At 35.4% G+C, this 23,358-nt stretch carries 25 protein-coding genes, 3 pseudogenes and 1 riboswitch; of the genes and pseudogenes, 11 read left to right on the plus strand and 17 right to left on the minus strand.

Annotation, left to right across the window (positions count from 1 at the left end; genetic code table 11):
- Nucleotides 1-13: 13 nt before the first annotated feature.
- Genes nrdE through AABJ51_RS06065 form a run of 3 tightly spaced genes read right to left on the minus strand, consistent with a single transcriptional unit; the run spans nt 14 to nt 2,703 of the window.
- Complete coding sequence (nrdE, locus tag AABJ51_RS06055) at nt 14-2,104, minus strand: class 1b ribonucleoside-diphosphate reductase subunit alpha (RefSeq protein ID WP_338374794.1); 2,091 nt, start codon at nt 2,102-2,104, stop codon at nt 14-16.
- A complete protein-coding gene (nrdI, locus tag AABJ51_RS06060) occupies nt 2,070-2,462 on the minus strand; it encodes a class Ib ribonucleoside-diphosphate reductase assembly flavoprotein NrdI (RefSeq protein ID WP_338374795.1) in 393 nt (130 codons plus the stop codon). Before nrdI ends, nrdE begins: the two co-directional genes overlap by 35 nt.
- A 1-nt stretch (nt 2,463) precedes the next feature.
- Entirely contained in the window at nt 2,464-2,703 is a 240-nt protein-coding gene (locus tag AABJ51_RS06065) for a thioredoxin family protein (protein WP_338374796.1), read from the minus strand.
- 116 nt (nt 2,704-2,819) lie between these two features.
- Nucleotides 2,820-3,022, minus strand: a riboswitch (cobalamin riboswitch).
- Nucleotides 3,023-3,834: 812 nt separating this feature from the next.
- Between AABJ51_RS06065 and AABJ51_RS06070 the strand changes: the two genes are divergently transcribed.
- The 6 genes from AABJ51_RS06070 to AABJ51_RS06095 all read left to right on the plus strand — a co-directional run bounded on the left by AABJ51_RS06070 (nt 3,835) and on the right by AABJ51_RS06095 (nt 8,746).
- Nucleotides 3,835-4,278 (plus strand): aldo/keto reductase, encoded by a 444-nt coding sequence (locus AABJ51_RS06070; RefSeq protein WP_338374797.1) that lies wholly within the window; start codon nt 3,835-3,837, stop codon nt 4,276-4,278.
- Between the two features lie 61 nt (nt 4,279-4,339).
- Nucleotides 4,340-5,101: an aldo/keto reductase gene (locus tag AABJ51_RS06075; RefSeq protein WP_491844613.1), complete on the plus strand. Its 762-nt coding sequence runs from the start codon at nt 4,340-4,342 to the stop codon at nt 5,099-5,101.
- Nucleotides 5,102-5,112: 11 nt separating this feature from the next.
- Complete coding sequence (locus tag AABJ51_RS06080; protein WP_338374799.1) at nt 5,113-5,742, plus strand: flavodoxin; 630 nt, start codon at nt 5,113-5,115, stop codon at nt 5,740-5,742.
- A gap of 11 nt (nt 5,743-5,753) precedes the next feature.
- Nucleotides 5,754-6,980, plus strand: coding sequence for a multidrug effflux MFS transporter (locus AABJ51_RS06085; RefSeq protein WP_338374800.1), 1,227 nt, complete (start codon nt 5,754-5,756; stop codon nt 6,978-6,980).
- 18 nt (nt 6,981-6,998) lie between these two features.
- On the plus strand, nt 6,999-7,571 hold the full coding sequence (locus AABJ51_RS06090; protein ID WP_338374801.1) for an NAD(P)H-binding protein: 573 nt from the start codon (nt 6,999-7,001) through the stop codon (nt 7,569-7,571).
- A 41-nt stretch (nt 7,572-7,612) separates the two neighbouring features.
- Complete coding sequence (locus tag AABJ51_RS06095; RefSeq protein ID WP_338374802.1) at nt 7,613-8,746, plus strand: NAD(P)-dependent alcohol dehydrogenase; 1,134 nt, start codon at nt 7,613-7,615, stop codon at nt 8,744-8,746.
- A 172-nt stretch (nt 8,747-8,918) separates the two neighbouring features.
- On the opposite strand, the gene AABJ51_RS06100 is transcribed toward AABJ51_RS06095, so the two are convergent.
- The 6 genes from AABJ51_RS06100 to AABJ51_RS06125 form a co-directional block, all read right to left on the minus strand.
- The gene (locus AABJ51_RS06100; RefSeq protein WP_338374803.1) at nt 8,919-9,761 is read right to left on the minus strand and encodes a helix-turn-helix domain-containing protein; all 843 of its coding nucleotides are present in this window, start codon (nt 9,759-9,761) and stop codon (nt 8,919-8,921) included.
- 71 nt (nt 9,762-9,832) lie between these two features.
- Nucleotides 9,833-10,681 carry an aldo/keto reductase gene (locus tag AABJ51_RS06105; protein WP_338374804.1) on the minus strand — a complete coding sequence of 283 codons (849 nt, stop codon included), beginning with the start codon at nt 10,679-10,681 and terminating at the stop codon, nt 9,833-9,835.
- A 6-nt stretch (nt 10,682-10,687) separates the two neighbouring features.
- Entirely contained in the window at nt 10,688-11,254 is a 567-nt protein-coding gene (locus AABJ51_RS06110) for an NAD(P)H-dependent oxidoreductase (protein ID WP_338374805.1), read from the minus strand.
- Nucleotides 11,255-11,258: 4 nt separating this feature from the next.
- Nucleotides 11,259-11,819 carry a sugar O-acetyltransferase gene (locus AABJ51_RS06115; RefSeq protein WP_338374806.1) on the minus strand — a complete coding sequence of 187 codons (561 nt, stop codon included), beginning with the start codon at nt 11,817-11,819 and terminating at the stop codon, nt 11,259-11,261.
- Between the two features lie 4 nt (nt 11,820-11,823).
- Nucleotides 11,824-12,849, minus strand: coding sequence for an alpha/beta hydrolase (locus AABJ51_RS06120; RefSeq protein ID WP_434781387.1), 1,026 nt, complete (start codon nt 12,847-12,849; stop codon nt 11,824-11,826).
- 8 nt (nt 12,850-12,857) lie between these two features.
- Nucleotides 12,858-13,256 carry a cupin domain-containing protein gene (locus AABJ51_RS06125; protein ID WP_338374808.1) on the minus strand — a complete coding sequence of 133 codons (399 nt, stop codon included), beginning with the start codon at nt 13,254-13,256 and terminating at the stop codon, nt 12,858-12,860.
- A 236-nt stretch (nt 13,257-13,492) separates the two neighbouring features.
- On the opposite strand from AABJ51_RS06125, the gene AABJ51_RS06130 reads away from it, so the two are divergent.
- From AABJ51_RS06130 to AABJ51_RS19370, 3 genes and pseudogenes are all read left to right on the plus strand, one after another.
- On the plus strand, nt 13,493-14,203 hold the full coding sequence (locus AABJ51_RS06130; protein WP_338374809.1) for a dihydrofolate reductase family protein: 711 nt from the start codon (nt 13,493-13,495) through the stop codon (nt 14,201-14,203).
- 17 nt (nt 14,204-14,220) lie between these two features.
- Nucleotides 14,221-14,760, plus strand: a complete 540-nt coding sequence (locus AABJ51_RS06135) for an alcohol dehydrogenase catalytic domain-containing protein (RefSeq protein ID WP_338374810.1) — start codon at nt 14,221-14,223, stop codon at nt 14,758-14,760.
- 126 nt (nt 14,761-14,886) lie between these two features.
- Nucleotides 14,887-15,000 (plus strand): annotated as a pseudogene (locus tag AABJ51_RS19370) (LytTR family transcriptional regulator DNA-binding domain-containing protein); the annotation flags it as partial.
- 116 nt (nt 15,001-15,116) lie between these two features.
- On the opposite strand, the gene AABJ51_RS06140 reads toward AABJ51_RS19370, so the two are convergent.
- Both AABJ51_RS06140 and AABJ51_RS06145 read right to left on the minus strand, forming a co-directional pair.
- Nucleotides 15,117-15,620: a DUF2938 domain-containing protein gene (locus AABJ51_RS06140; protein ID WP_338374811.1), complete on the minus strand. Its 504-nt coding sequence runs from the start codon at nt 15,618-15,620 to the stop codon at nt 15,117-15,119.
- Nucleotides 15,621-15,726: 106 nt separating this feature from the next.
- Entirely contained in the window at nt 15,727-16,683 is a 957-nt protein-coding gene (locus AABJ51_RS06145) for an AraC family transcriptional regulator (RefSeq protein WP_338374812.1), read from the minus strand.
- A 410-nt stretch (nt 16,684-17,093) separates the two neighbouring features.
- On the opposite strand from AABJ51_RS06145, the pseudogene AABJ51_RS06150 reads away from it, so the two are divergent.
- Nucleotides 17,094-17,207: pseudogene (locus AABJ51_RS06150) on the plus strand (IS4 family transposase); the annotation flags it as partial.
- Nucleotides 17,208-17,570: 363 nt separating this feature from the next.
- On the opposite strand, the gene AABJ51_RS06155 reads toward AABJ51_RS06150, so the two are convergent.
- From AABJ51_RS06155 to AABJ51_RS06175, 5 genes are all read right to left on the minus strand, one after another.
- Entirely contained in the window at nt 17,571-17,792 is a 222-nt protein-coding gene (locus AABJ51_RS06155; protein WP_338374813.1) for a hypothetical protein, read from the minus strand.
- A complete protein-coding gene (locus tag AABJ51_RS06160) occupies nt 17,785-17,952 on the minus strand; it encodes a hypothetical protein (RefSeq protein WP_338374814.1) in 168 nt (55 codons plus the stop codon). The genes AABJ51_RS06155 and AABJ51_RS06160 overlap by 8 nt, the downstream gene beginning before the upstream one ends.
- 514 nt (nt 17,953-18,466) lie before the next feature.
- The gene (locus AABJ51_RS06165; protein WP_338374815.1) at nt 18,467-19,357 is read right to left on the minus strand and encodes a hypothetical protein; all 891 of its coding nucleotides are present in this window, start codon (nt 19,355-19,357) and stop codon (nt 18,467-18,469) included.
- Nucleotides 19,358-19,377: 20 nt separating this feature from the next.
- A complete protein-coding gene (locus AABJ51_RS06170; protein WP_321577251.1) occupies nt 19,378-20,241 on the minus strand; it encodes a hypothetical protein in 864 nt (287 codons plus the stop codon).
- Between the two features lie 16 nt (nt 20,242-20,257).
- Nucleotides 20,258-21,076, minus strand: a complete 819-nt coding sequence (locus AABJ51_RS06175; RefSeq protein ID WP_321577252.1) for a hypothetical protein — start codon at nt 21,074-21,076, stop codon at nt 20,258-20,260.
- A 770-nt stretch (nt 21,077-21,846) separates the two neighbouring features.
- On the opposite strand from AABJ51_RS06175, the gene AABJ51_RS06180 reads away from it, so the two are divergent.
- Nucleotides 21,847-22,809 carry a hypothetical protein gene (locus tag AABJ51_RS06180; RefSeq protein ID WP_338374816.1) on the plus strand — a complete coding sequence of 321 codons (963 nt, stop codon included), beginning with the start codon at nt 21,847-21,849 and terminating at the stop codon, nt 22,807-22,809.
- A 90-nt stretch (nt 22,810-22,899) separates the two neighbouring features.
- On the opposite strand, the pseudogene AABJ51_RS06185 reads toward AABJ51_RS06180, so the two are convergent.
- Nucleotides 22,900-23,339, minus strand: a pseudogene (locus AABJ51_RS06185) (aminotransferase class I/II-fold pyridoxal phosphate-dependent enzyme); the annotation flags it as partial.
- Nucleotides 23,340-23,358: the final 19 nt, after the last annotated feature.

Here is a 23,358-nt window from a genome sequence, read left to right on the forward strand (position 1 = left end):
TGTTTCTTTGGATTTATACTGAACAAGACACACATTCGTCGATAGTTGCTTTTCGTGTACGAGTATAGTACAGTGATTTCAAACCTATTTTATGTGCATAGATATAATAACGAGCTAAGTCGCGAGTGGTATCACTGCTTTTGGTATGAAGTATTGTAGAAATACCTTGATCAACATGTCGTTGTATAACTGATATTAGTTTCATCACCTTCATCTGATCCATATCATATGCCGACTTGTAAAAGAAGAAATTTTCATTCGTCAAATAAGGCATCGGATAAAAAGTGGTGCTGTCTCCATATTCTCGAACTTCGATAGTATCTACCACCGGCATTACCGAAGCTGTTGATGTCATGATATAAGATGAAGATTGATTTGGGGCAATAGCTAGCCGATAGGCATGATAAAGACCATGTTCCACAACTTGATCTTTAAGCTCCTTCCATTCTTTTTTACATGGTATGGCAATACCTTCAAATAAAGATTTAACCTTATCTGTTTGAGGTAAATATTCCAATTTTAAATACTTGTCAAAGTAGGTGCCTTTAGCATATTCTGATTTATCAAAATCTTTGAATGTCTTCTTTCGTTCTTTGGCAATCTCCATTGAGCGTTGCAACGAATAGAAATTCATCATCATGAAAAACACATTGCAAAAGTCAAGGGCCTCTTTGCTTTCATAAGAAATAAAGTTTTTTGCGAAGAAGCCATGCAGGTTCATAGCTCCTAAGCCAACACTGTGTAATTCTTCATTAGCTTTTTTTATCGATGGGACAACATCTATGTTTGAGATATCAGTAACCACAGTCAAAGCATCTATTGATATAGATACCGCTTCTTTTATTCGCTTGTTTTCCATCACTGTTGCAACGTTTAGCGAACCTAGGTTGCACGAGATTCCTCTGCGAATGATGTCTTCTTGGTAATAGTCGTTAATCTCCGACACTTCCGACAATTGCATAATCTCGGTGCACAGATTGCTGAATTTTACTTCTCCAATATCTTTCAGGGCATGTTCTCTATTTGCATTATCTTTGAAGAAAAGATATGGATAGCCACTTTCTTTCTGAGTTTGAGCAATCTTAACGAGCATTACACGCGCACTCAAACGTTTCTTTCTCACTTTAGGGTTATCAACCAGCTCGTGATACATTTTATTCATGTCCATGTCATCGAGATGTTGGCCATATTGGCGGAATACCGAATGAGGATAGAATATATAAAATGGTTCATCTTTTTCGGCGAGCTCCATAAACTTATCAGGAACAACAACACCAATTGAAAGTGATTTGATACGAACTTTTTCGTCAACATTGATCTTCTTACAATCTAAAAACTCTTCAATGTCTGAGTGGAAAATATTAAGATAGGCAGCTCCGGCTCCTGGGCGTTGCCCTAATTGATTGGCGTATGAAAATACATCTTCTAATAGTTTCATGATGGGTAAAACGCCGCTAGCTCGTCCTTCAACACCTTTAATGGCTTCGGATCGGCCTCTTAATTTTGATAGATTAAGAGCGACGCCCCCTCCGATAGAAGACAGCTTCATCGATGAATTAATGGCATAACCTATACTGTTAAGACTATCTCCAATTTCGTCAAGAAAACAAGAAACTAATTCACCTGATCTGCGTTTTCCTCCATTCAAAAATGTAGGGGTTGCAGGCTGATATTCTTGATTTACTAATAGTTCGGCAAATTTTATGGCTTGCTCTACTCTTCCTTGCCCAAGGTACAATGAAATGCAAGCAATACGATCTTCATAGCGTTCCAAGAACTTTTCACCACTATCGTCTCGAAGGGCATAATTCTGGAAGAATTTAAAGGCACTCATGAATGATGGAAAACGGAATTTTCGCTCATATATAAGTGCATATACTCTCATTATTTCTTCGAAAGTATATTGCTCGTAAAGGTTTTCGTAATAATTATTTTCGATCAGATAGTCTATCTTTTCTTTCAATGTATAGAAGAAGACCGTATTCTTATTTACATAGTCAAGAAAGTACGAACGTACAGCTTCTTTGTCTTTATCAAGTTGATAGTCGTCGTCTTTCTTTATCATTACCTCATTGTTGAGGAGTATCCATTTCTTTATTTGCATAATCTGTTACTTTTTGAATAAAACTATTTACATCACGATCCAAACCAGCGAGTTCGAATTTAAGTAATATTGGAATCTTATATTCTTGGGATATTGTATTAGCTGCCAGCGCAAAATTATTACCCCAGTTCATATTGCCACTTGCTGAAACAGATACAATATAAGGATGCCATTGTTCCATAAATTTGAGTGTTGAGAGTGGAGCCTTTCCTATTTGAGTGGTAAACGTTATTAAATGTCCCACTTCAGTAACAGCTATACCATCGTGTATTTTAACAAAACTCCATTTTGTCAGGAACCTCACTTTTTCGATAAATCGCTCAACATTACCGGTCTTACTGTCGTAATATATTGTCATCTCATAAGGATTCAATCATTTGATTTAATTCATTGGGCTGATAACCGATTATTCTCATCAATTCACCATCGTCATTTAATAATATAGTTGTAGGTACTGAACGCACCTTATATTGCATGGCTATTTCCGGATGATCGAATGGATTAATCGCTTCAAAAGAGACACTTTTCTCATTAAAAAAATTAGAAACCATAACGCATGGATTACAATCGTCCTTTTCGAATTTTATGATTTTTTTCATATTGACATAGTTTAATTATAGAAAGAATAAAGACAGTCTTAGATTAAGGCTATAGTCTATTATTTTTTTATATATGATTTTCTTTTTTTGCAATACTTTCTTTATTTCCCGAAAGAAAATATTTTATTTATTTGGCAGGTCTTCTGACTTACTTCATTTTCAAACGTCCTTCCCATTCAAAAACAGAATAGTGGTTAGAGAATTGTTCGAAAACCTTTGGTGAAGCTTACAGCAGCGGGTCTGTTCAGGATTTACACCTGATTCCCTTTTCATCATTTTCTAAGAATTTAGAATAATGACACCAAACATTACTACAAATATGAAACAATTTTTCGAGATAAAAGTTTTCTAAAAAGGAAAATGTTTATCTATTAATCATCACGAATATTTATCAAAAAAGAAAAGTTTATTCAAAAAAAATTACATATAGTTTTCTATAAGTATTATTTTTTTAGAAAAGTAAAATGGAAAAGTCATCCCGACTTCTCCATTTCAGGGGTCAATTCTAATGTCAAATCAGCTTCCCACAGCCAATTTGATGCTTCCGAGGAATTGAGTTCAAACCATATATACTAACATAAAAAAGCACATAGGTATTACACTCCCAAATATTCTCTTTGGGATAAAAAATACTCTTTTCTAAATGAGTTCTTTTCAAATAACTTTCATCAAGCAACTGCGAAATGACACAATCGTTCTCATTCCTGTTTTCTTGCAATAAGACATTCGAAATAATACTAATGTTCTTTGCCTCATCTCCCGAAGGCACAAAACTACTATATTCTGGCAGGTCTTCTGACTTACTCCATCTTTGAATGCCCTTCCCATTCATTATCCAATTTATGACTGATAAGTTTACCTCCTTCAATCTGCTATTACACAATTTTATTTTTTATTAGAATAAGTCTGAGTATAAAAAGACAGTAAAATATGCATCTTTTATGAGATATGTAATAATGGTATACAATACAGTAATTGATATAAGAATACTTTCATAAATACTTCGGAAATTTGCAATATGAAATAAATCAACACAATAATAAACGAATTAATAAAACCAAAGAATAGAAAAATGAAAACAAGAAAATTAGGAAATAGTGGTCTTGAAGTATCGACCTTAGGAATGGGGGCATGAATTTAAGCTTTGGTACAGGACAAGCAGTCGATATCAAAGAAGGTATCAATGTTATTCGTGCTGCGTTTGACAAAGGCATTACATTTTTTGATACAGCCGAAGCATATGGTCCTTTTACAAAGGAAGAGCTGGTTGGTGAAGCGTTAAAACCATTTCGAAAAGATGTCGTTATTGCTACAAAATTTGGGATGATCTCTGATACAAGCGTTAATAGTCTCCCAAAGCATATCCGCAAGGTGGTAGAAGCATCATTGAAAAGACTACAGACTGATTATATCGATATTTTGTATCAACACCGAGTAGATCCAAATGTACCAATAGAAGATGTGGCAGGGACTATTCAAGATTTGATAAAAGAAGGTAAGGTTAAATATTGGGGGCTCTCTGAAGCGAATGCTGATATAGTAAGATCTGGACAAGAGAGCCTGAAGAATCTGTAATCCCTTTATGCGAAGAATTAGGAATTGGTTTTGTGCCTTCGGGTCCAATAGGAACAGTTTTTTGACAGGAAAAATAACTGCCGATACAAAATTTGATAGTGAAACTGACCTACGAGCTGTTTTTCCTCGATTTACACCTGAGGCAATCAGAGCAAATATGCCTGTTGTTGAATTACTGGCAAAAATAGCTAAGAGAAAAAATACAGCTCCGGTACAAATAGCTTTAACTTGGTTATTGGCTCAAAAACCATTTATTATACCTATACCGGGAATGGATAAAATCGAATATTTAGATGAAAATATAAGATCGGTGGCCATAGAACTTTCAGAAAAAGATTTGCTTGAAATTGAAAATGGACTTTTATCTATAAAGTTTCAATGGAAGAGATTAATGGTTTTATTTTTCAATATAGTAGCTATACCAAAGATAAATATAAAACAAATGATGAATCAAGATAATAACGATCGATCAGAGATTTTAGCAATTACTCGTCAACTGACAGAATCAATGATTAAAAAAGATACCATAAGTATCAATAATATTGTAGATTCAAATTTCACACTCACTCACATTACAAGTTACATCCAAACCAAAAGCGAATGGTTCTCTGAAATAGAATCTGAACGAATGAGATACTATTCATATGAAAAAGTGAAAACAACTGTTAATATAGATGGACATAAAGCTACTTTCATTGGTCAAAACTTACTTGATGCTCGGATATGGGATTCGCGAAACAAATGGAGGCTACAACAAATAATGGAACTAGAAAAGCGAGAAGGCAAATGGATTATTCTTAAATCTGTCGCTAAAACTTTTTAAATATATAATTGATGAAGACATTATTAAAACGAGTCATTCTAACAATAGCTACCTTGACCTCTTTTTGTGGTTGTACTGAAGCGCAGCTGGATACTAAAGAGGCATCACCTATAAAAACGGAAAATGTGCTAATAGTGTATCTGTCTCGAACTAATAATACGAAAGCTGTAGCTGAAATAATACAACAAAATACCGGTGCCACTTTAATTGGGTTGGAATTAGAGACCCCTTATCCCGAAGATCATAGAATGACTGTCGATCAGGTTGCTAAAGAAAATCAAACAGAATTTCTACCGCCACTAAAAACTAAGATTGAGAATATTGAAAAATATGACACTGTATTTATTGGTTTCCCTAATTGGGGAATGCAACTGCCACCTCCCCATAAAAGTTTCCTGAACGAATATGATTTGAAAGGGAAAACCATTATCCCATTCAATACAAATGCGAGATATGGAATAGGTAATGGCATTAAAACAATCAAACGGCTTTGTCTAAATATTAATGTCTTAAAGAAATTTAGTACTGTTGGAGGTATAGAAAGAGACGGAGTCTTATTTGTAATGGAGGGAGATAAAAAGATAAAGGTCGAGAATCAAGTAAAGAAATGGCTTAATGAAGTCATACATTCTAAAAAATAAAACATTTTGAAATGAAAGTATTAAATCAAGATATTGCATCAACAGAGACGATTAACGCAGGTAAAATATTTATGCCTGTACTCGCAGGTTTAATGGCATTTACATCATTATCCACAGATATTTATTTACCGGCTATGCCTACGATGGAAGCTGATTTGAAAGGAAGTATTGAGTTGACAATCACAGGTTTTTTAATCGGTTTTGCTGCAGCACAAATAATCTGGGGGCCAATAAGTGACAAATATGGACGAAAACCACCTCTTATTATAGGAGTCGTTTTATTTATTATCGGCTCGATAGGTTGTGCGTTATCCAATTCCATGACAACTATCGTAATCTGGCGTGTGATACAGGCATTCGGAGCTTGTACGGGGCCTATGATTGCAAGAGCAATGGTTCGAGATGTATATCAAAAAACTGAAGCTGCACGAAAACTTTCCGGATTGATGGTATTAATGGCTGTTGCACCTATTGTCGGACCATTACTGGGCGGACAAATATTAAAATTTGCCTCTTGGCATTATATCTTTTGGTTGTTGGCAATCATTGGATTCATTATGTTGATATTCGTGTTTTTTCTGCCCGAAACTATGCATCAGCAACATCGTTCGGAAAAATCAATAATGCAAGCATTTACAAATTACAAAGTTTTGTTTTCAAACAAAAAGTTTATGCAATATACGCTCTGTCTTACTTTCTTTTACATAGCGGCTTATGCTTTTATTGCAGGTTCACCAGCCGTCTACATCACATATTTCAAAGTATCCGAGGAATACTATGGATGGTTGTTTGCGATCAATGTAGCAGGATTAGTTGGCTTTAGTTTGTTAAATAGACGGTTCGTAAAGATTTTCAACCTTGATCACATCCTACGGACAGCTACCATTATAGCTATGCTTTCAGGTATTACTCTGATGATTCTGGGCAAGTTGGGTTATGGTGGTTTACCGGCTGTAGTTACCGGTATATTTTTCTTTTTCTCTATGAATGGATTTATCGCTGCCTGTACGACAGCTGCTGCTTTGGATGGTGTGCCGCAAATGGCAGGATCAGCTTCTGCTCTATTGGGTAGTATGCAATATGGAAGTGGAGTGATCTCCACATTGCTACTCACCTTATTTGGAAATGGAACTCCGTGGACAATGAGTTGGATTATCGCTCTATTTGCAACACTTGCGGCATTAATGATGAAACCTTGGAAATGGAGTGCCAGTAAAGTATCACGACAAATAGTATAAATATTTATAGACAAGAATATGAAAAAAGTAATAATTATAGGGGCAAGCGGCAGCCTGGCTAAATATGTAATAAAGGATTTACAAACAATCGAAGATGTTGCGCTGACATTATTAACACGCAATAAAAACAATATTCAGAATGATATACATAATTCAGAAGTCATAGAAGCTGATGTAATGAATTACCATAAATTAAAAGAAGCCATTGCAGGACAAGATATCGTATATGTAAACCTTGCAGGTAATCTGGAAGCAATGTCAAAGAATATTGTTCAGGCAATGCTTGAAACTGGAGTGAGAAGGATAATTGCCATTAGTTCTATCGGTATATACAAAACACTATTAAAACCCGTATTAGCTCCTTACAGAAAATTAGCTGATGTTATTGAGACATCCGGTTTGGATTACACAATCCTTCGCCCAGACTGGTTTACTAATGAGGATGAGATAGATTATGCCTTAACTCAAAAAAGTGAACCTGAAAGTGGAAGAGCTATCTCAAGAAAAAGTATTGCTGCATTTATCACATTATTAGTACAAAATCCGGAACAACATATTCATGAAAATTTAGGAATTAGTAAACCTCAATAATTAGAATAAATATTAATAGTAAAACCAACGAAAACAAGATTATGAAAAATAAGATTAATATAATAATGCTTTTAGTTATAGCATTTGTCAGTACCACACTTGCACAAAACAACAAAGTCCCGGCAAAAGGATTTGCTGTTTTTGCTAACAACAGTAAGTTTACAGAGTATGAGTTTAACCGTCACCCGATTGGTGATGATGAAATAAAAATTGAGATTTTATATGCAGGTATTTGTCATAGTGACGTACATCATGTTCGAGGTGATTGGGGAAAAGAAGAATATCCTATGGTTCCCGGACATGAGATTGCCGGCCAAGTTACAGAAGTAGGCAAGAATGTCACAAGATTTAGGATCGGAGATTATGCCGGAGTCGGATGCTTGGTCAATTCCTGTGGTCATTGCGATTATTGCAAAGAAAGTCTCGAACAGTATTGCAAAGAAGCGGTTTTAACCTATCACGATCATGACCAATTTCACGATCACGAAACTACACAAGGCGGTTATTCCAATAATATCGTACTTACTGAGAATTTTACAATTAAAATACCAAAAAATGCAGATTTGAAGAAAGTTGCACCTCTACTATGTGCAGGTATTACCACCTATTCACCAATCCATTACTCGAAAGTAAAAAAAGGCGATAAAGTTGGTGTTGCAGGTTTTGGAGGTTTAGGGCATATGGCTGTCCGGTATATGGTACAAATGGGAGCCGAAGTTACTGTGTTTGATATTACGGATGATAAACGTGAAGATGCAAAACGCTTGGGTGCAGCAAAATATGTGAATGTAAATAATCCGGAAGATCTAAAGGGATTGGATAATTCACTGGGCTTTATTATCAGTACCATTCCTGCTAGTTATGATCCGAATATGTATTTAAAGATGCTGGAAATTGATGGACAAATGGCAATAGTAGGTCTTCCTCCATTTAATTCTATGCCTGTTATTTCTATAGATAAGTTTATTTGGCAAGGTAACCGTAAAATATTTGGTTCACAGATTGGAGGTATTAAAGAAACTCAGGAAATGCTTGATTATTCGGTAGCCAATAATATTTATCCCGAAGTAGAAATTATTCCCGCAACAACTTCATCTATTGAAAATGCATACCAAAACGTATTGGATGGAAAAGTTAAATTCAGATACGTAATTGATATGAAGACTATGAAATAATTAGCGGATATTTCAAAAACAGGAATTGAAATACAGAAACAGTTGGTTCAACTCAATCCTATTAAAAGATCAGAACAAAATAGCCTACCCTCTCTTGTTCTGATCAGTTTATTTAATGATATTCTTTCATCCAATTTTGAAGCTTATCTTCTTGAGATTTTATAAATAAACTTTATAAAGTCTGGTTAAAAGTACTTGGAGCTACCCCGTATTGTTTCTTAAAGGCTGAAGAAAAATGAGATAGGTTTTTAAATCCCACTTCGATATACACATCAGACACTGTAGCCCCTTTCTTTTGAAGTTTCTCATAAGCAGCTTCAAGCCTTCTTTGGATCAGCCATTTTTCGGGAGACAGATTACTGACCTTCTTAAAATCCCGTTTGAATGTAGAAATGCTTCTCCCCGTGAACGTGGCGATATCATCTATCGACAGGTCATACATGTAATTCTCATTCATATAGTCCAGAATATCAATCTTCCAGGGCTCTGTAAAATCAAAAAGTGTGGGGTAAAAACGTTTGTCGATATTCAGCAGAGAATACACGCCTTCCATCAATTTCAAAGTCATAATTTCTTCGGAAGGCTTTATCGATGAATCAAAGTAAGGGATCATGGATTGAAACAAACCTGTAATATCAGGACTTTGAGGCAGTTTTATGACACTGCGCTTATGCTTATTACTTTCCTGAGGTAAATCCCGATGTCCTATCTTTTGATATAATTCACGTAAAACAGGACGTTTAAACGTCATAAATATCCCCATAAAAGGATCGTCTCCTTTTGGTTGTTTATACATATTCACCCGGTTGTCACGACGAAGAAACACACATTCGCCGGGACGAACAATTGTCCGTCGTTTCTCTTTCCCTTCTTCGAGGATGTATTCGCCTGAATAGACATAACAAAGAAAATGTTCGCGAACCATTTCTGTACACATACATTCATCACTGAAATAGTAACTGAATACAATGTCTGAATAATTGAATGTTATATATTCCTTATTTTTTGATTCCATGATTCGCGATTTTAATTGTGTAATTACAAAGATAACATTTTGCTCAAAAGTTCACTTTGAAAAAATTATCTCTACATTTGTTTCTTATAATTAATAAGCCATTTCACCATTTCAGGATCATTATGAGCGAAAAATAAACTTTCACCTTTGTCTAATTTGCGTATAGCAGCCATTTCATCCTGATTCAACTCAAAATCAAAGACCTCTATATTTTCTTTCATACGCTCACGGTTTACCGATTTAGGAATAACTACCACCCCTCGCTGAACTAAGAAACGCAAAGCAATTTGTGCTACCGATTTAGCATATTTATCACCGATGCTTTTCAATGTCTCATTTATAAAGAAATCATTCTTTCCCTCTGCAAATGGTCCCCATGATTCTATCTGAGTTCCGTACTGTTGCATTATTTCCTGAGGTTTCACCTGTTGATTGAATACATGAGTTTCCACTTGATTTACCGCAGGCTTTACATTGACAAATTCTGCTAAATCAATAAAACGGTCGGGATAAAAATTACTGACCCCGATAGCTCTGACTTTTCCCTCTTTATATGCTTCTTCCATTGCCCGATAAGTACCGTAATAGTCCCCAAACGGTTGATGAATGAGTAATAGGTCAACATAGTCGGTTTGCAATTTACTCAACGATTCATCAATGGATCTCATTGCTTTTTCATATCCAGCATTAGAGATCCACACTTTAGTCGTGATAAAAAACTCATTGCGAAGTATTCCACTTTTGCGAATAGCATTACCAACTTCCTCCTCATTAAAGTACGCTTGAGCAGTGTCAATTGATCTATAGCCTATCTGTATAGCTTCCGACACACAGCGTTCACATTCTTCGGGGGGTATCTGATAGACACCAAAACCCAGAATAGGCATTTCTATGCCATTATTTAATTTTACGTATTCCATAACTATCTATTTTAGAGAAATTAATATTTGATCTGCTAATTTTTCAGCATGCGATATAGCTTTTTCCTGCATTAGTTTAAGCTTCTCGTTGTCATGACGACTCTGATAAGATAATCCGCCACTATATACATAACCTTGCCATTTCATACCACAAAGATTTGAAAATTGCTTTAATGGATATAAAAATTCATCAATAGTGTAGTTCTGAGATTCTCCATGCTGATATAAATGTTCCGGTGCTCCGGATGTAAAAGATATAATTAACTTTTTCCCTGACAATTTATTTCCAGTAGAACCATGAGAAAATCCATGTATGAATACATCTTCCATCCATTTTTTCATCAATGCCGGAATGCCATACCAAAAGAATGGAAACTGTAAAACAATTATATCAGCCTCCTCTAAACGCTGTTGCTCCATTTCCACATTGATCTGATAATTGCGATATAACTTATCCAAGTATACAAGTATTGCATTCGGAAGCCGTGTTTGCAGTTCTTCAAGAATTATTTTATTGGCAAAAGATTGGCTTAAATCCGGATGGCCAGAGATTACTAATACTTTTTCTTCCATTCTATTATTGTTTTATTTTTCGAATAAATTTTGCAGGCACACCTCCCACTATTGTGTTTGCTTCAACATCTTTTGTAACAACTGCACCTGCCGATACAATAGCATTCTCTCCTATAGTTACTCCAGGTAGAATTGTTGCCGAAGCACCAACCCAAGCACCTTGTTTTATATGAATGGGCTTTGCATAAACATATCTGCGATTGTCAGGAGATTCGGGATGATTTTCCGTTATTAGATTGACTTTTGGAGCAATCAATACTTTATCTTCAATTGTTATGCCTCCCCTATCCATAAATGTACACCCCATGTTGATAAATACATTTTTCCCGATGGTCGTAAATTTCCCCCAATCGGTATAAAAAGGAATGCATACTGTTGTTGTTTCATCTATATCTATACCAAGCAGTTTACTTACAGTATCTCTTATAAGGGCTCTGTCATAAGGGAGTTTATTAAGTTCAGCAGTTTTAGAGAACGCCCAATCGATTTGTTCCTGTACTTTATAATATTCGGGATCATCGAGCCTGATGACTTCTCCTTGACGCATTCGGTCTAATATACCCATAATTTTACTTCAAATATTTTTTAAAGAACGATTCTAGTTTATCAAACGGAATCAGTTCTATTTTATCATAAAGGTCTACATGTCCTGCTTTCGGAACAATATATAACTCCTTCGGTTCGGCAGCCAACTTATAAGCATCTTCGCTGAAATAACGGGAATGTGCATTTTCGCCCGCAATAAATAGTAACGGACGAGGCGAAACTGTTTCTATCATTTGAAATGGAAAGAAATTCATTAATGCCGGATTACTGGTTATCGACATCGCTGTAGTTGCACCGGGATGACTGCCACGAGACATTCGGTAATACTCAAAAAACTCACGTGATACAGGATGAGTATCTTCATCTACCGAAGGCGGAGTACCGTATCTGTATTCGACAGGTGAGCCTTCATATTCAGCCCATCGTTGTTCTGCTATTTGTTTTAGTGTTTCTTGGCGTTGCTCTTGGGTCATCACATCATTAAGACCTTGTCGGTTAACACGTCCCATATCATACATACTGACCGTAGCAATGGCTTTCATCCGAGGGTCAACCGAAGCGGCACTGATTACAAATCCTCCACTACCGCAGATACCTATCATTCCAATCTGTTCTCTATTCACAAAAGGGCGTGTACCTATATAATCCACAGCCGCCATAAAGTCTTCGACAAAGCCTTCCGCTGTCGATATCTTACGGGGTTGTCCGCCACTTTCTCCATTATACGAATTATCTATGGCTAGAGTGACAAATCCTCTTTCAGCTAATTCCTGTGCATATAATCCTGAAGACTGTTCTTTTACTCCGCCGTAAGGATGCCCGACTATAATTGCTGCATATTTTTGTTGCCTATTTATATTTTTTGAAAGATACATATCTCCCACAATTTGTATTCCGAAGCGATTGTAAAAGTGTACCTTCTCTGATATTACATTTTCATTTACAGAAAAAGTCCGCTTATTCAAATCTTCAGCCATTATCTTTTGAGCAGAAGCTATGTCTGTACCGGCTAATATTATTGCTGCCATAATTGCTATTATTTTTTTCATTCTTTCTTTTATTGTTTATAACTGTTATACTCTTCATCCGATACAGGAGCATACCATTCGGCAGGTCCTTTACCCACCTGAGTACTGATACCTATATGAACGAACACACTATCTGGCACAGCTCCATGCCAGTGAACAATATTGGGTTTGATTTCTACAACATCTCCGGGATTAAGTAACCGGATTGGCTGTCCTTTCTCCTGATAATATCCTTGTCCCGATGTCACAAGCAGCAATTGTCCTCCCGGATGGGAATGCCAATAGTTGCGGCAACCTGGTTCAAATGTTACGTTATATACTTGGGTATCAAAATCAGTATTGTTTACCGATAACATTTCGACCCATGCTGTGCCTGTAAAATTGGCTTCTACTTTTTGTCCTTTAGGGAAGATATCCTTTGTTTCCATATCATTTTTAGTTTATAATGCAAAGGAAGAACTAAAAGAACCAAACCACTTTGCTATAAAGCCCAATTTGCTTTGTCGTGAAGATCAAATTGCAATTTATACTTTTATGAACCTTTATTTAAACAACAATACAAAAGTGGACTTCTCGGAAAAGCTGTTTGAACTGTACAGCAAAACCTTAATAAAGTATTCTATTTTACTTTGCGATATCAATCGTTAGAATAAAAATTATGAGCATGAGACCCCGAATTATTTGTCACATGATGACTGCTTTAGATGGAAAGATAACAGGTCCGTTCATGGATACAAATGCAGCAGAGCTTGTCGGAGATGAATATGAGCGTATTAATCAACTTTACAAACCTGATGCATGGTTGTGCGGAAGAGTTACGACCGACGAGAATTTTACATTTTACAAGAAACCTGATTTAGATGAGATGGTATCGGAAGTACCTCATGGTGATTATATTGCAAAAGATAATGCTGAGATGTATTATGTTTCGGTGGATGCTTCCGGCAGAATAGGATGGGAATCTAACACTTTAAATTATGCTGATAGACCTTCTGCACATATTATTGAGGTGCTAACGGAAAAGGCTTCGATGGCTTACCGTGCATTTCTTCGCAAACTTAATATCTCTTATATAATTGCAGGTCAAAAATATTTGGATTGCACCTTAGCTTCTCAGAAATTAAAAGAGCTATTCAACATTAATACTCTTTTAGTATCAGGAGGCGGGTATATCAACGCTTCTTTTTTGAATGAAGATTTGATTGATGAATTAAGTCTGGTCATTGCACCTGTGACAGATTGTGCTTCAGGTACAGTAACCTTTTTTGAAACAGCGGACTATTTACCAATAAAATCACCGATAGAATTTACTCTGGAAAATATAGAGAAATTAAAAAGCGATGGTATCTGGCTTCGCTATTCAGTAAAAAAATGATTTATAAAAATAGAAACATGGAAACAAAACAAGTAAAAGCATACGGAAAAGAGTCCGTTACACAGCCGTTACACGAAATGATTATCAGCCGCAGAGCAATACAAGCACATGATGTTGAATTTGAGGTATTATATTGTGGTATTTGCCATTCAGACTTACATCAAATCAAAAACGATTTTGGAGGTACAATGTGGCCTATTGTTCCGGGACATGAGATAGTGGGAAGAGTTACAGCAGTGGGAGGTCATGTAAAAGACTTTAAAGAAGGCGACCTCGCAGCAGTAGGGTGTATTGTGGATATTTGTGGTCATTGCGAGTATTGTGAAGAAGGTATAGAACAATTCTGCGACGAAGGGGTAACCTTCTCATTCAACAGTGAGGATAAAGTTTCCGGAGGACATACTTTCGGCGGATTCTCCAAAACTTATGTTTGTAATGAGAAATATGTACTGAAAATGCCCAATTTTGAAAAGAATGTAGTAGACTATTTACTGCAACCTTACACCTTTCAGCGTTTTGTACAAGCCTCAAAAAAAGCTATCAATTTGTATAAATAGAACGTTATATTAGAAAATTCAGAAGATAAAGTATTTACAAGTATGTATATCCATCAAGGAAATTCGTATCAACGGATAAATTGGGAAGATATCTTATTTGCAGAATCTATGTAAAATTATGTAAAGCTCTACTTAGTAGAAGGGAAAACCTATGCCATCCATCAAACAATGGTTTCACTAGAAGAAATCTTATCTAAACAATATTTCTTTAGAATACATAATTCATATCGAAAAAATTAATGGGGGGAGAGGCTCTTTATCGGAAACAAAGAACTCCCCATCTTCTGACATAAGAGAGAGGAGTTTCTCAATTCGGTGGTATACAATGGTTTGATCAGCAAAATAAAACTACCTTATTATATAGAAATATAATTAAAACACCAAGCAGCGATATAGATGCCCAATCCATAGATGGCATGTGCCATTAGACTTCGTCCTCTTGCCTTCCACGGATGTGAAGTTTTAGAGGCTGCTATTCCTTGTCCAAAGGCTGGTTGCATCAGTACCCACGAAGCCAAAGTAGTTACAATACCATAAACAACTGGTAAAACGACAGTTGGGTGCAACAACCACAAATCTCCCCATATTAGCAACATCAGAAAAGCGAAAGTAATACCAATACAGTAATGAGCAGTCCAACCTAGTGCTGTTTCTCCTTTTATAGGAGCTAGTTCTCCTACATTCTGATGCATAAATTTTCCTTTGGGAAAATAACCAATCCATCTACCCACTAAACTATAATTAAGGGATGAAATATTAAACGCCTTTTTTAGAATTATCGCTACAACATCCATTACTATTGTAGCACCCACACCTATAAATACGGAACTGATTATCAAATCACTTACATTCATCATCATTCTTTTTTTTTAATGTATTATTGAATGAGACAAAGTTAGGCAGCTCATCTCTTTCAATGCTGACACTTAGTAAAGAAGAAATGGTATAAATCAAAGAATATATATACTACAGCTTATGTAGTTTTCGGAATTGTAATGGAGTAAGTCGCGTAAGTTTTTTGAAGAATCGACCAAAGTAGGATTCATCTTTAAAGTTTAGTTGCAGTGCAATAGCTGAAATACTATCAGTAGACTGGAGCATACGGGATTTAGCCTCTTCGATAAGTTGATTTTGGATCATAACACTTGCTGTGACCCCAGTCGCATGTTTTACTATACTATTCAAATGGTTAGGATGAACATGCAATAGATCAGCATAATCAGATACAAGTCTTTTTTCTATAAAGTGTTTACTGACCAGTCTCTGAAATTCGGCAACCAATTTATCACCTCTAGTTAATGATAAGTTACACGAGTCTTGTTTGTTTGCATAAATACGTTCTGCCTCCATTAATATAATATTCAGGAACATACGTGTTAGAGTATCATCATTCAGGCTTTGCTTGAAGCATTTCTCCTCTTGTAATTTAGAAAAGAATTGTTTCATCATTATCACCTCATCTCCAACCAACTGTACAAAGGGATCTTTGTCTAACTGATAAAATGGGAATTGTTGTAGTCTAATAACTTGCTTAGCCACCAATAGAAAGTAGTCAGCATCAAACATACAGAAGATGCCTCTCACATCATCACTCCATGATTCTACACTATTAAGTTGATTTTCGGCAATAAAGAAAAGTGTATTGGGCTTGAAGTGATATTTCTTAGAACCAATTGTTTCTATGATCTCTCCTGCCGTCAGGAAAGTAATGGTATAAAAGCGTTGCCGCGTCACCGTATTCTCTACATTTGTAGGTTTTCGTTTTTTATTTAGTACATCCAAGTCAGCAATTTCTAAGAATCCACTACCATACTGACAAGAAGTAGAACCCTGAATCTCGCAAAAAGAATCTTTCGAGTCTATAAAGTAAAAGTCTTTGAAGTCTTGTCCTGTTAATAATTCTATAACCTTCAGCTGCGACATGGAACGTATGCTTTAGTAAAACAATTGTGATACAAACTTACACAAAATGTTGTTTGGATATCTAAATTGGATACTAGTTTTCAGTATCAATCTTATCAGCAATCTAGCCAATGAAGAGAGATAGCCGTCTGACTATCTTCCTGCTATTCTATTTCCTTTGAAAGGCTATAAACACTTCATTTACCCAAAATGGGTTTTGGCGAAGTAAGTGAAGGACTTGAGCCATTTACATAAGGCTATCCTTGATTATCCCACTTCATTTGGTCTAACATAAGCACACTCTTCAAAGGGTTATTAACAGCTACACCATAATAAAACATCAAATAAACATCTATATACCAGCACTTTAAACACATGATTTTAAGTTTGGAAATTTGTTTGATTACATCATATTTTATACTCATCTAATACTAAATACCGATTTGATAGCACAAATGATCTTCAAACTGCTGCCTACTAAACCGCCCGATATTTTAACCATGGATAGAACAAACTGGAAGTTTGATCAAACCAACATCAATATTAAGCATTCATAAAAAACATTGTGGACATTAACAAAGTTTTGTAATGTATTTAGGAATTTTATAATCAATCATCTTAAAGACAGAATATCAAGTTAAGTCAAATGATCATATGTAATAATTCTATTTCAATTTGAAATTACAATGAAAATTATATTTGCTTAAAAAGTTTGATTACTTTTGTATTTTTGAGTCACTCTTTAATCTTATGCAAGGTTACGCAAGTCAAAGAAGTTCGCTCGTTTCTTAATCGTCACCTATTTTGGATTAGGTAATCTGCAGTAAATCAATGGGAATCAACTTCCTTTCTGCCGTTGAAAAGAAGAAAGTAACATCTGGCATTATTATCACTGATTGTCTGCGTTTTCAATTCTTAAAATAACTTGTCCAGGCCGAAGGTCTTTTCCTAAGGATACCTCTACATGAGCGGAACACCTGAGGCATATATTTCTTTTGTGATGCAGCATCCTTTAGATAAAACAAGACGATATTATCTATCTGAGCAGCTCGCTCAAAGGCCTCGTCCATATCCTTTTCATAGCTACCATGCAGACCAACAAGATTGTCTGACTCCGCCTGTTTACTCATCAACAACCTCTAGACAGTCGCCTGCAAAATCAATATACAGTTGGTCTGCAGCATAATGCTCAAGGTGCCCCACCGGACGTGATACAAGCCGATAGCATTGTATGTATGCTCCGAACATCACCTGAATACGCTTTGCCGGCATTGATAGAAACTGATCCATTGGATTGCATAACAATGAACAATATTTGTTTACTTTGTTGTCATTGTAATTTTAGTTTTACCCCATTGACCAAGACAGAAATCTAAATTACTTAAAAGTCCCCTGCTGGTTTATATTCCGACAGGGTACATTTTTATTTTAGAATATGGCTTCAACCGCATTTGATAGCATGGAATCAATTTAGACTGGCACAAGGGCAATCAGTAATAGATTTTCCATCTGTACTAGAACAGATAAAAGTAAAAAGCGAGCTTGATGACAAAATGACTATAAAAAGAAACTGTATAAATAGTTCTAATTTCTACATATTAGAGGATAACTTTATATATTTTGCGAGTTAATACTTTCAGTTTTTGTATATATAAATCCTATGTTTCAGTAAATGAATCTATTCCTCAATTATATGCTGATTCTGAGACTAGAGCATTTTATTAGTTACAATAGATGTCGGATGTAAAAAGTGCTTAAATAGATACTGGCAATAAGCTACATATATCATTAACATAGAGAAAAATTACATCTCTGCAATAGTTAACGTATTGAAAGATCCATCAGTCGATAACCGAGGTGCAGTGTCAGCCAAATTAAAATATACGTATATAACAATCTTTTGTCCAGCGACAAGATAAAGAATAGTTTGAGCCATATTACTTATTAATGAGTTTGTTGAAATTGTACTGAAATAAGGTACTACAGACTTAAACTCTGTTTCTCCATTGTTTCCATTTACGATTACTTCGTATTGACCTCCGGCCCTAATAGCTGCACTAAAGGTCGCTGTTGCTGATACGCTATATAGTCCGCTATGAGGTACTGTAAAAACACCGGTAGTAGGATTAAAACTATTTGTCTGATCATATGTAGTTGTCCAGTTTTTCAATGTTTCATAATACTGACCTCCAACTTTAGGTATCTCTTGCCCCGATGAGTTATTTGCAATTAAGAATGCCTTTGTTGGGTTTGTTCGCAGAGTATTCCAGACCAAGCCATCTGAAAACTCTAATGCTTGATTTGTAGGGTTATAGCGTATAGCCCCCTCCTTGGCTTCCGATGCAGTTATATTTGTGTAGCCGATACCTATCGATGATTCGATATAACTTAGCCTATTTCTTAAATCGAGCTTAACGTATGGAGAGTGATCTTGTTGCATTGTAATATTACCGCTATTATGTACTCTCAATAAATCCAATATAGAATAATCTTGTTGTATTATATTACTCTTTCTATTAGGTACTCCTGTAGGAACAAGCGTATTTACGTTAAACACTATATGAGATGGGTCGCCACCCCTAGATATAATATCTAATGATGCTTTAGGATCAATATTATTAACTCCTATTTGGCCATAGATTATGGTCGTGAAAAATAAGAATAAAAAATTATATATAATTATTTTTTTTATCATAGTTGTTTATGTTTAGACTATTATTGAGCAAATATTGATATTTGATTAAATCCCATGTCTGAATTCGGATTCTCGGAGATGCCATATACACGGAGTGATTTGGTACCTCCTAAGTTATGCCATATCTCAGGGTATATCTCCTCTCCTGCTGATAGATAGATGCTTCCTGCACAGGTTATGCCTACTTGCCCAGTTCCGCCGATAGGAAAAGCTTGGATGTTTTTGATCGAATTACCAGTGTTGGTAGACCAAGTTGCTAGAATATAGCTATTTGCAGATATAGATAAGGCTCTATTAAATGAAATAGTAAAAGATACAGAATACATACCGTCTTTAGGTGCTGTGTACACTGATGTTGATGCATTAAAAGAGGCATAGCTGTCATGAGAGGCAACAAATCCGGTTACCCTAGTTGTTTTATTACTGGGGTATGAGCCTGCTACATAATTATTGGGAGCTACCAGATAGGGTCTCTTGATTGATGATTCCAAATTGATCCATTCTGTACCATCCGAATAGTGTAGTTCTCTTGCTGTTGCTACATAGCGAATCGCTCCGGCTTTCACTTCTGATGCTGAAGCATTGGACATTCCAATGCCTAAAAACTGATTTGTAGCAAGGCCTCTCAAGTCTAATGTAGTTATTGGTTGCTCGTTAACAAGTCCTATTTTTCCATTGTCAAGCAGGGTAAACATCTCTATATTTGAAGAATTTAGAATGCTAACTATTTTAGCTCCGGTGTCCGCTGTATTTCCAAGTACAGTACATGTCTCATTATCATTTACGGCATTGGTACCAATACCTACCTGCGCTGATACATCTAAAATATTACTGAAAGATAATATAAAGACTAATACTATTGTTGATATACTAATTTTTGTCATGACTGTTTTTGTTTCTTTAAAGTTCAATAATGCTCATGTTGCAATATTCATCGTTAATTGTTTTGGCAGATCCTGTCGTCTGAATCAGCAAGATTTGAACAGATTCGCCAGCATCTAATTCAAAATTGCCGGTACATTGTACTCCTGTTGGAATTGAACTAGAGGTTGTAGCATGGTAGGTAGTCAAACATTTCACACTTCTGCCATCAGATGCTCTTAATATAGCCTCTATGAAAGAGTAAGCGACTACTTGAGCGTTTGTAAATGAAACATTTGCAGATACAGCATACAATGATTTTCGTTTAGCTACAAATCGCTTATTAGGTATATCAAAGCTATTGGTAGCGTCCGATACTATATTCCAATTGACTATAGTTTCCGTGCTACTATTACTAGGGAAAGTTTGATTTACAGAAGTCATATTTCCAACGACAAAAGCTTTGAGATAATTATAGGATAACTCTTTCCACTGAGTATTGTCTGACAAATACATACTTTTTGTTGTCGGATTGTACTTCAAAGCTCCAGGCTTAGCTTCGCTGTAAGTCAAATAGCTATTTCCAATTGCAATAATCGCATCTCCGCTATCAGATCGCAGATCAAGTAATGCGGGAGTCTTTACTGCACCTTTGGTCGAGATGGTTCCATCGTTGAAGATATTCAAAATCGGTTGCTCAAGATTATCTCTAACGATAAGAGCCGATGTTTGCGGAGTGTTACCTTGTGAGTGTATATCTAACATGCCTTGCGGATTGGTAGTGTTTATTCCAACTTGCCCCATTGTAATTCGAAATACAAGTAAGAATGTAAAAAAAAATATAGATTTTGCTTTCATATTTGAATATTATTATCAGAATCTGAGATATTTATATTATAAGTTCAATTCTTAATTAAAAATGATATAATGTTTATTTGGCACAATGAAAAAATGCGAAATATGTTTTTTTTATAGGGGACATTACTTTAAGTTCTAATTGATATTATTGTATACAATTTATAATGTCTGACATCAATTACTCGACTTGTTTTAGGAAAACTCGAACCTCCGGCTACTCTAGTAATGTGGACAAGAGCTCAGATCAACTCTGTGCGGTTAGGGTATTTGGGTATGAGCGTAGTACGAGCAGACCTTCAATACTAATGTCGAAGAAATATTTATTTTTATTATTTTAGCCATATAAGAAATAGTCTTAGACATCTGAAACATGAGTTATAGGAAGAATATTAAAACATCCATAAAAACTGGGACAAAAGTATGATTAACCTCATGATACTATACTAGAATCCTGATTCTATTTCCGCTTCTAACAAAACGAATATTGCATCTATTCTATACTAGTTGCGAAAATTGAAATATATATATGTCGAAATACTGATATGCATATAATGAGATTCTCAGTATCTATATTGTCTGAATCAATTTTTGATACTAGCTTTTAAGGGTATTGTTTCTATTTATGAGAAAGGTTATTTGATGTATTAAAAAAAATATTAAGTTTACGTTTCAAAGAGAAAAAAAACAAATGTATAGCCACATATGGTAATTTATAAAGATTATTCTCTTCGAATTACTATTTTTATGACAAAATACTTGCTTATAAAGAGATGAAAATAGATAAAATTAATTCGGAATTTATTGAAGCTATAAAAAGCAGACTAGAAATAGGTACCGTAATGGAAACCTTATTAAGCATTTTACCTCTAAGTAAGGAAGCTGTTTATAGGCGATTGAGGGGGGAAGTTTTATTCTCTTATTCCGAAGCTGTTATGATTGCTCAAAATCTTCAAATATCACTGGATGAGATTGGGTTAGGTTCCACAGACTATGCCTTGTATAGCACAAACATTCCAACATTCGCCATCTCAGAAGGTTCGTATACCGAAATTCTGAATCACTGGATAGGTCATATAGCACGTTTTCAAAATAAAGAATCCGCTCATTTTTATGTTACGACATCTGGATTACCAGTCTCTTTATTGACTTCTTATCCAACTCTACTTAAATTTAGCTATTATATATCTCTTTATGAAAAAGGAAATATAGATGATGAGTATGGACGGTTTTCTGAAACAATGATTTCTAGAGATTTCTTGAATACGATGTCCAATATTACAGCCTTATTACAAAATATCAATAGTACCTATATCCTTTCAAATAACCCTTTTGGTTATTATTTGAAACAAATTCGATATCTCCATGAACTAGATTTATTAGACGAGGAAAATATAGAGCAAATAAAACAAGAACTTTACAGTGTGTCAAACGATTTTAAAACTATTGCTGCTTCAGGAAAATACAAAACGGGCTATACGGTTGACTATTATTTAAGCGAAGTTAACATAGATGCTTCTTTTGGACTGCTTGACGATGGTATATATAATATCGCTTTTATCAAAATGCTAGGGATGAATTATCGATTATCTCGAAATATAGAAGTTCTGAAAACTCATAGAAGATCATTTGATAATCTAAAACATTTTGCCACACTGATTTCCAAGAGTGGTTCATCTCGACGAAAGTTATTTTTTGAAAAGCAAAAAGCAATTATAGACAAAATTGGGTTATGATATATTTCTTCCAGATCAACACAGTAAAGTCTATTTGGTCACGTCTAATGATATTTCCGATAAATTATGTCAGTCATACCCATACCATGATTCATCTGTAGGTATCTCTATAAATACAACCATAGATTCTGAATGCACTGATTGCCACTAAATAAATAGGACTTTCGCACAAAACAATATCCCCTTCATCTAAAAAAAACTTTTCCCGACAAATCAAGCCCTTGCTGTGAGCCGTGAGTTATCAGGACATTATCTTTATCGAATGATGTACCGAGATGAGAGTTCATACGATTGGCAATCCATTCCCTCAAAGGAGCATAACCTTCAGTTGTGGTATATTGAAGTGCTTTAGTTCCGGCTTCTTTTAGAACTATCTGATTTACTTCATTGATCTCCTCTATCGGAAAGAGTTCCGGTGCGGGTAGTCCTCCTGCAAACGAGATCACATCTTCTTGTTCTGTTACTTTAAGTATCTCCCTTATTTCCGAAGCCTTTATTTCGGACATTCTTTTTGCGAATTGTAGTTGCATCATCTTTAAATACAATTGA

Source organism: Indolivaga capnocytophagoides, from assembly GCF_036511535.1.
GTDB lineage: Bacteria > Bacteroidota > Bacteroidia > Bacteroidales > Dysgonomonadaceae > Dysgonomonas_A > Dysgonomonas_A capnocytophagoides.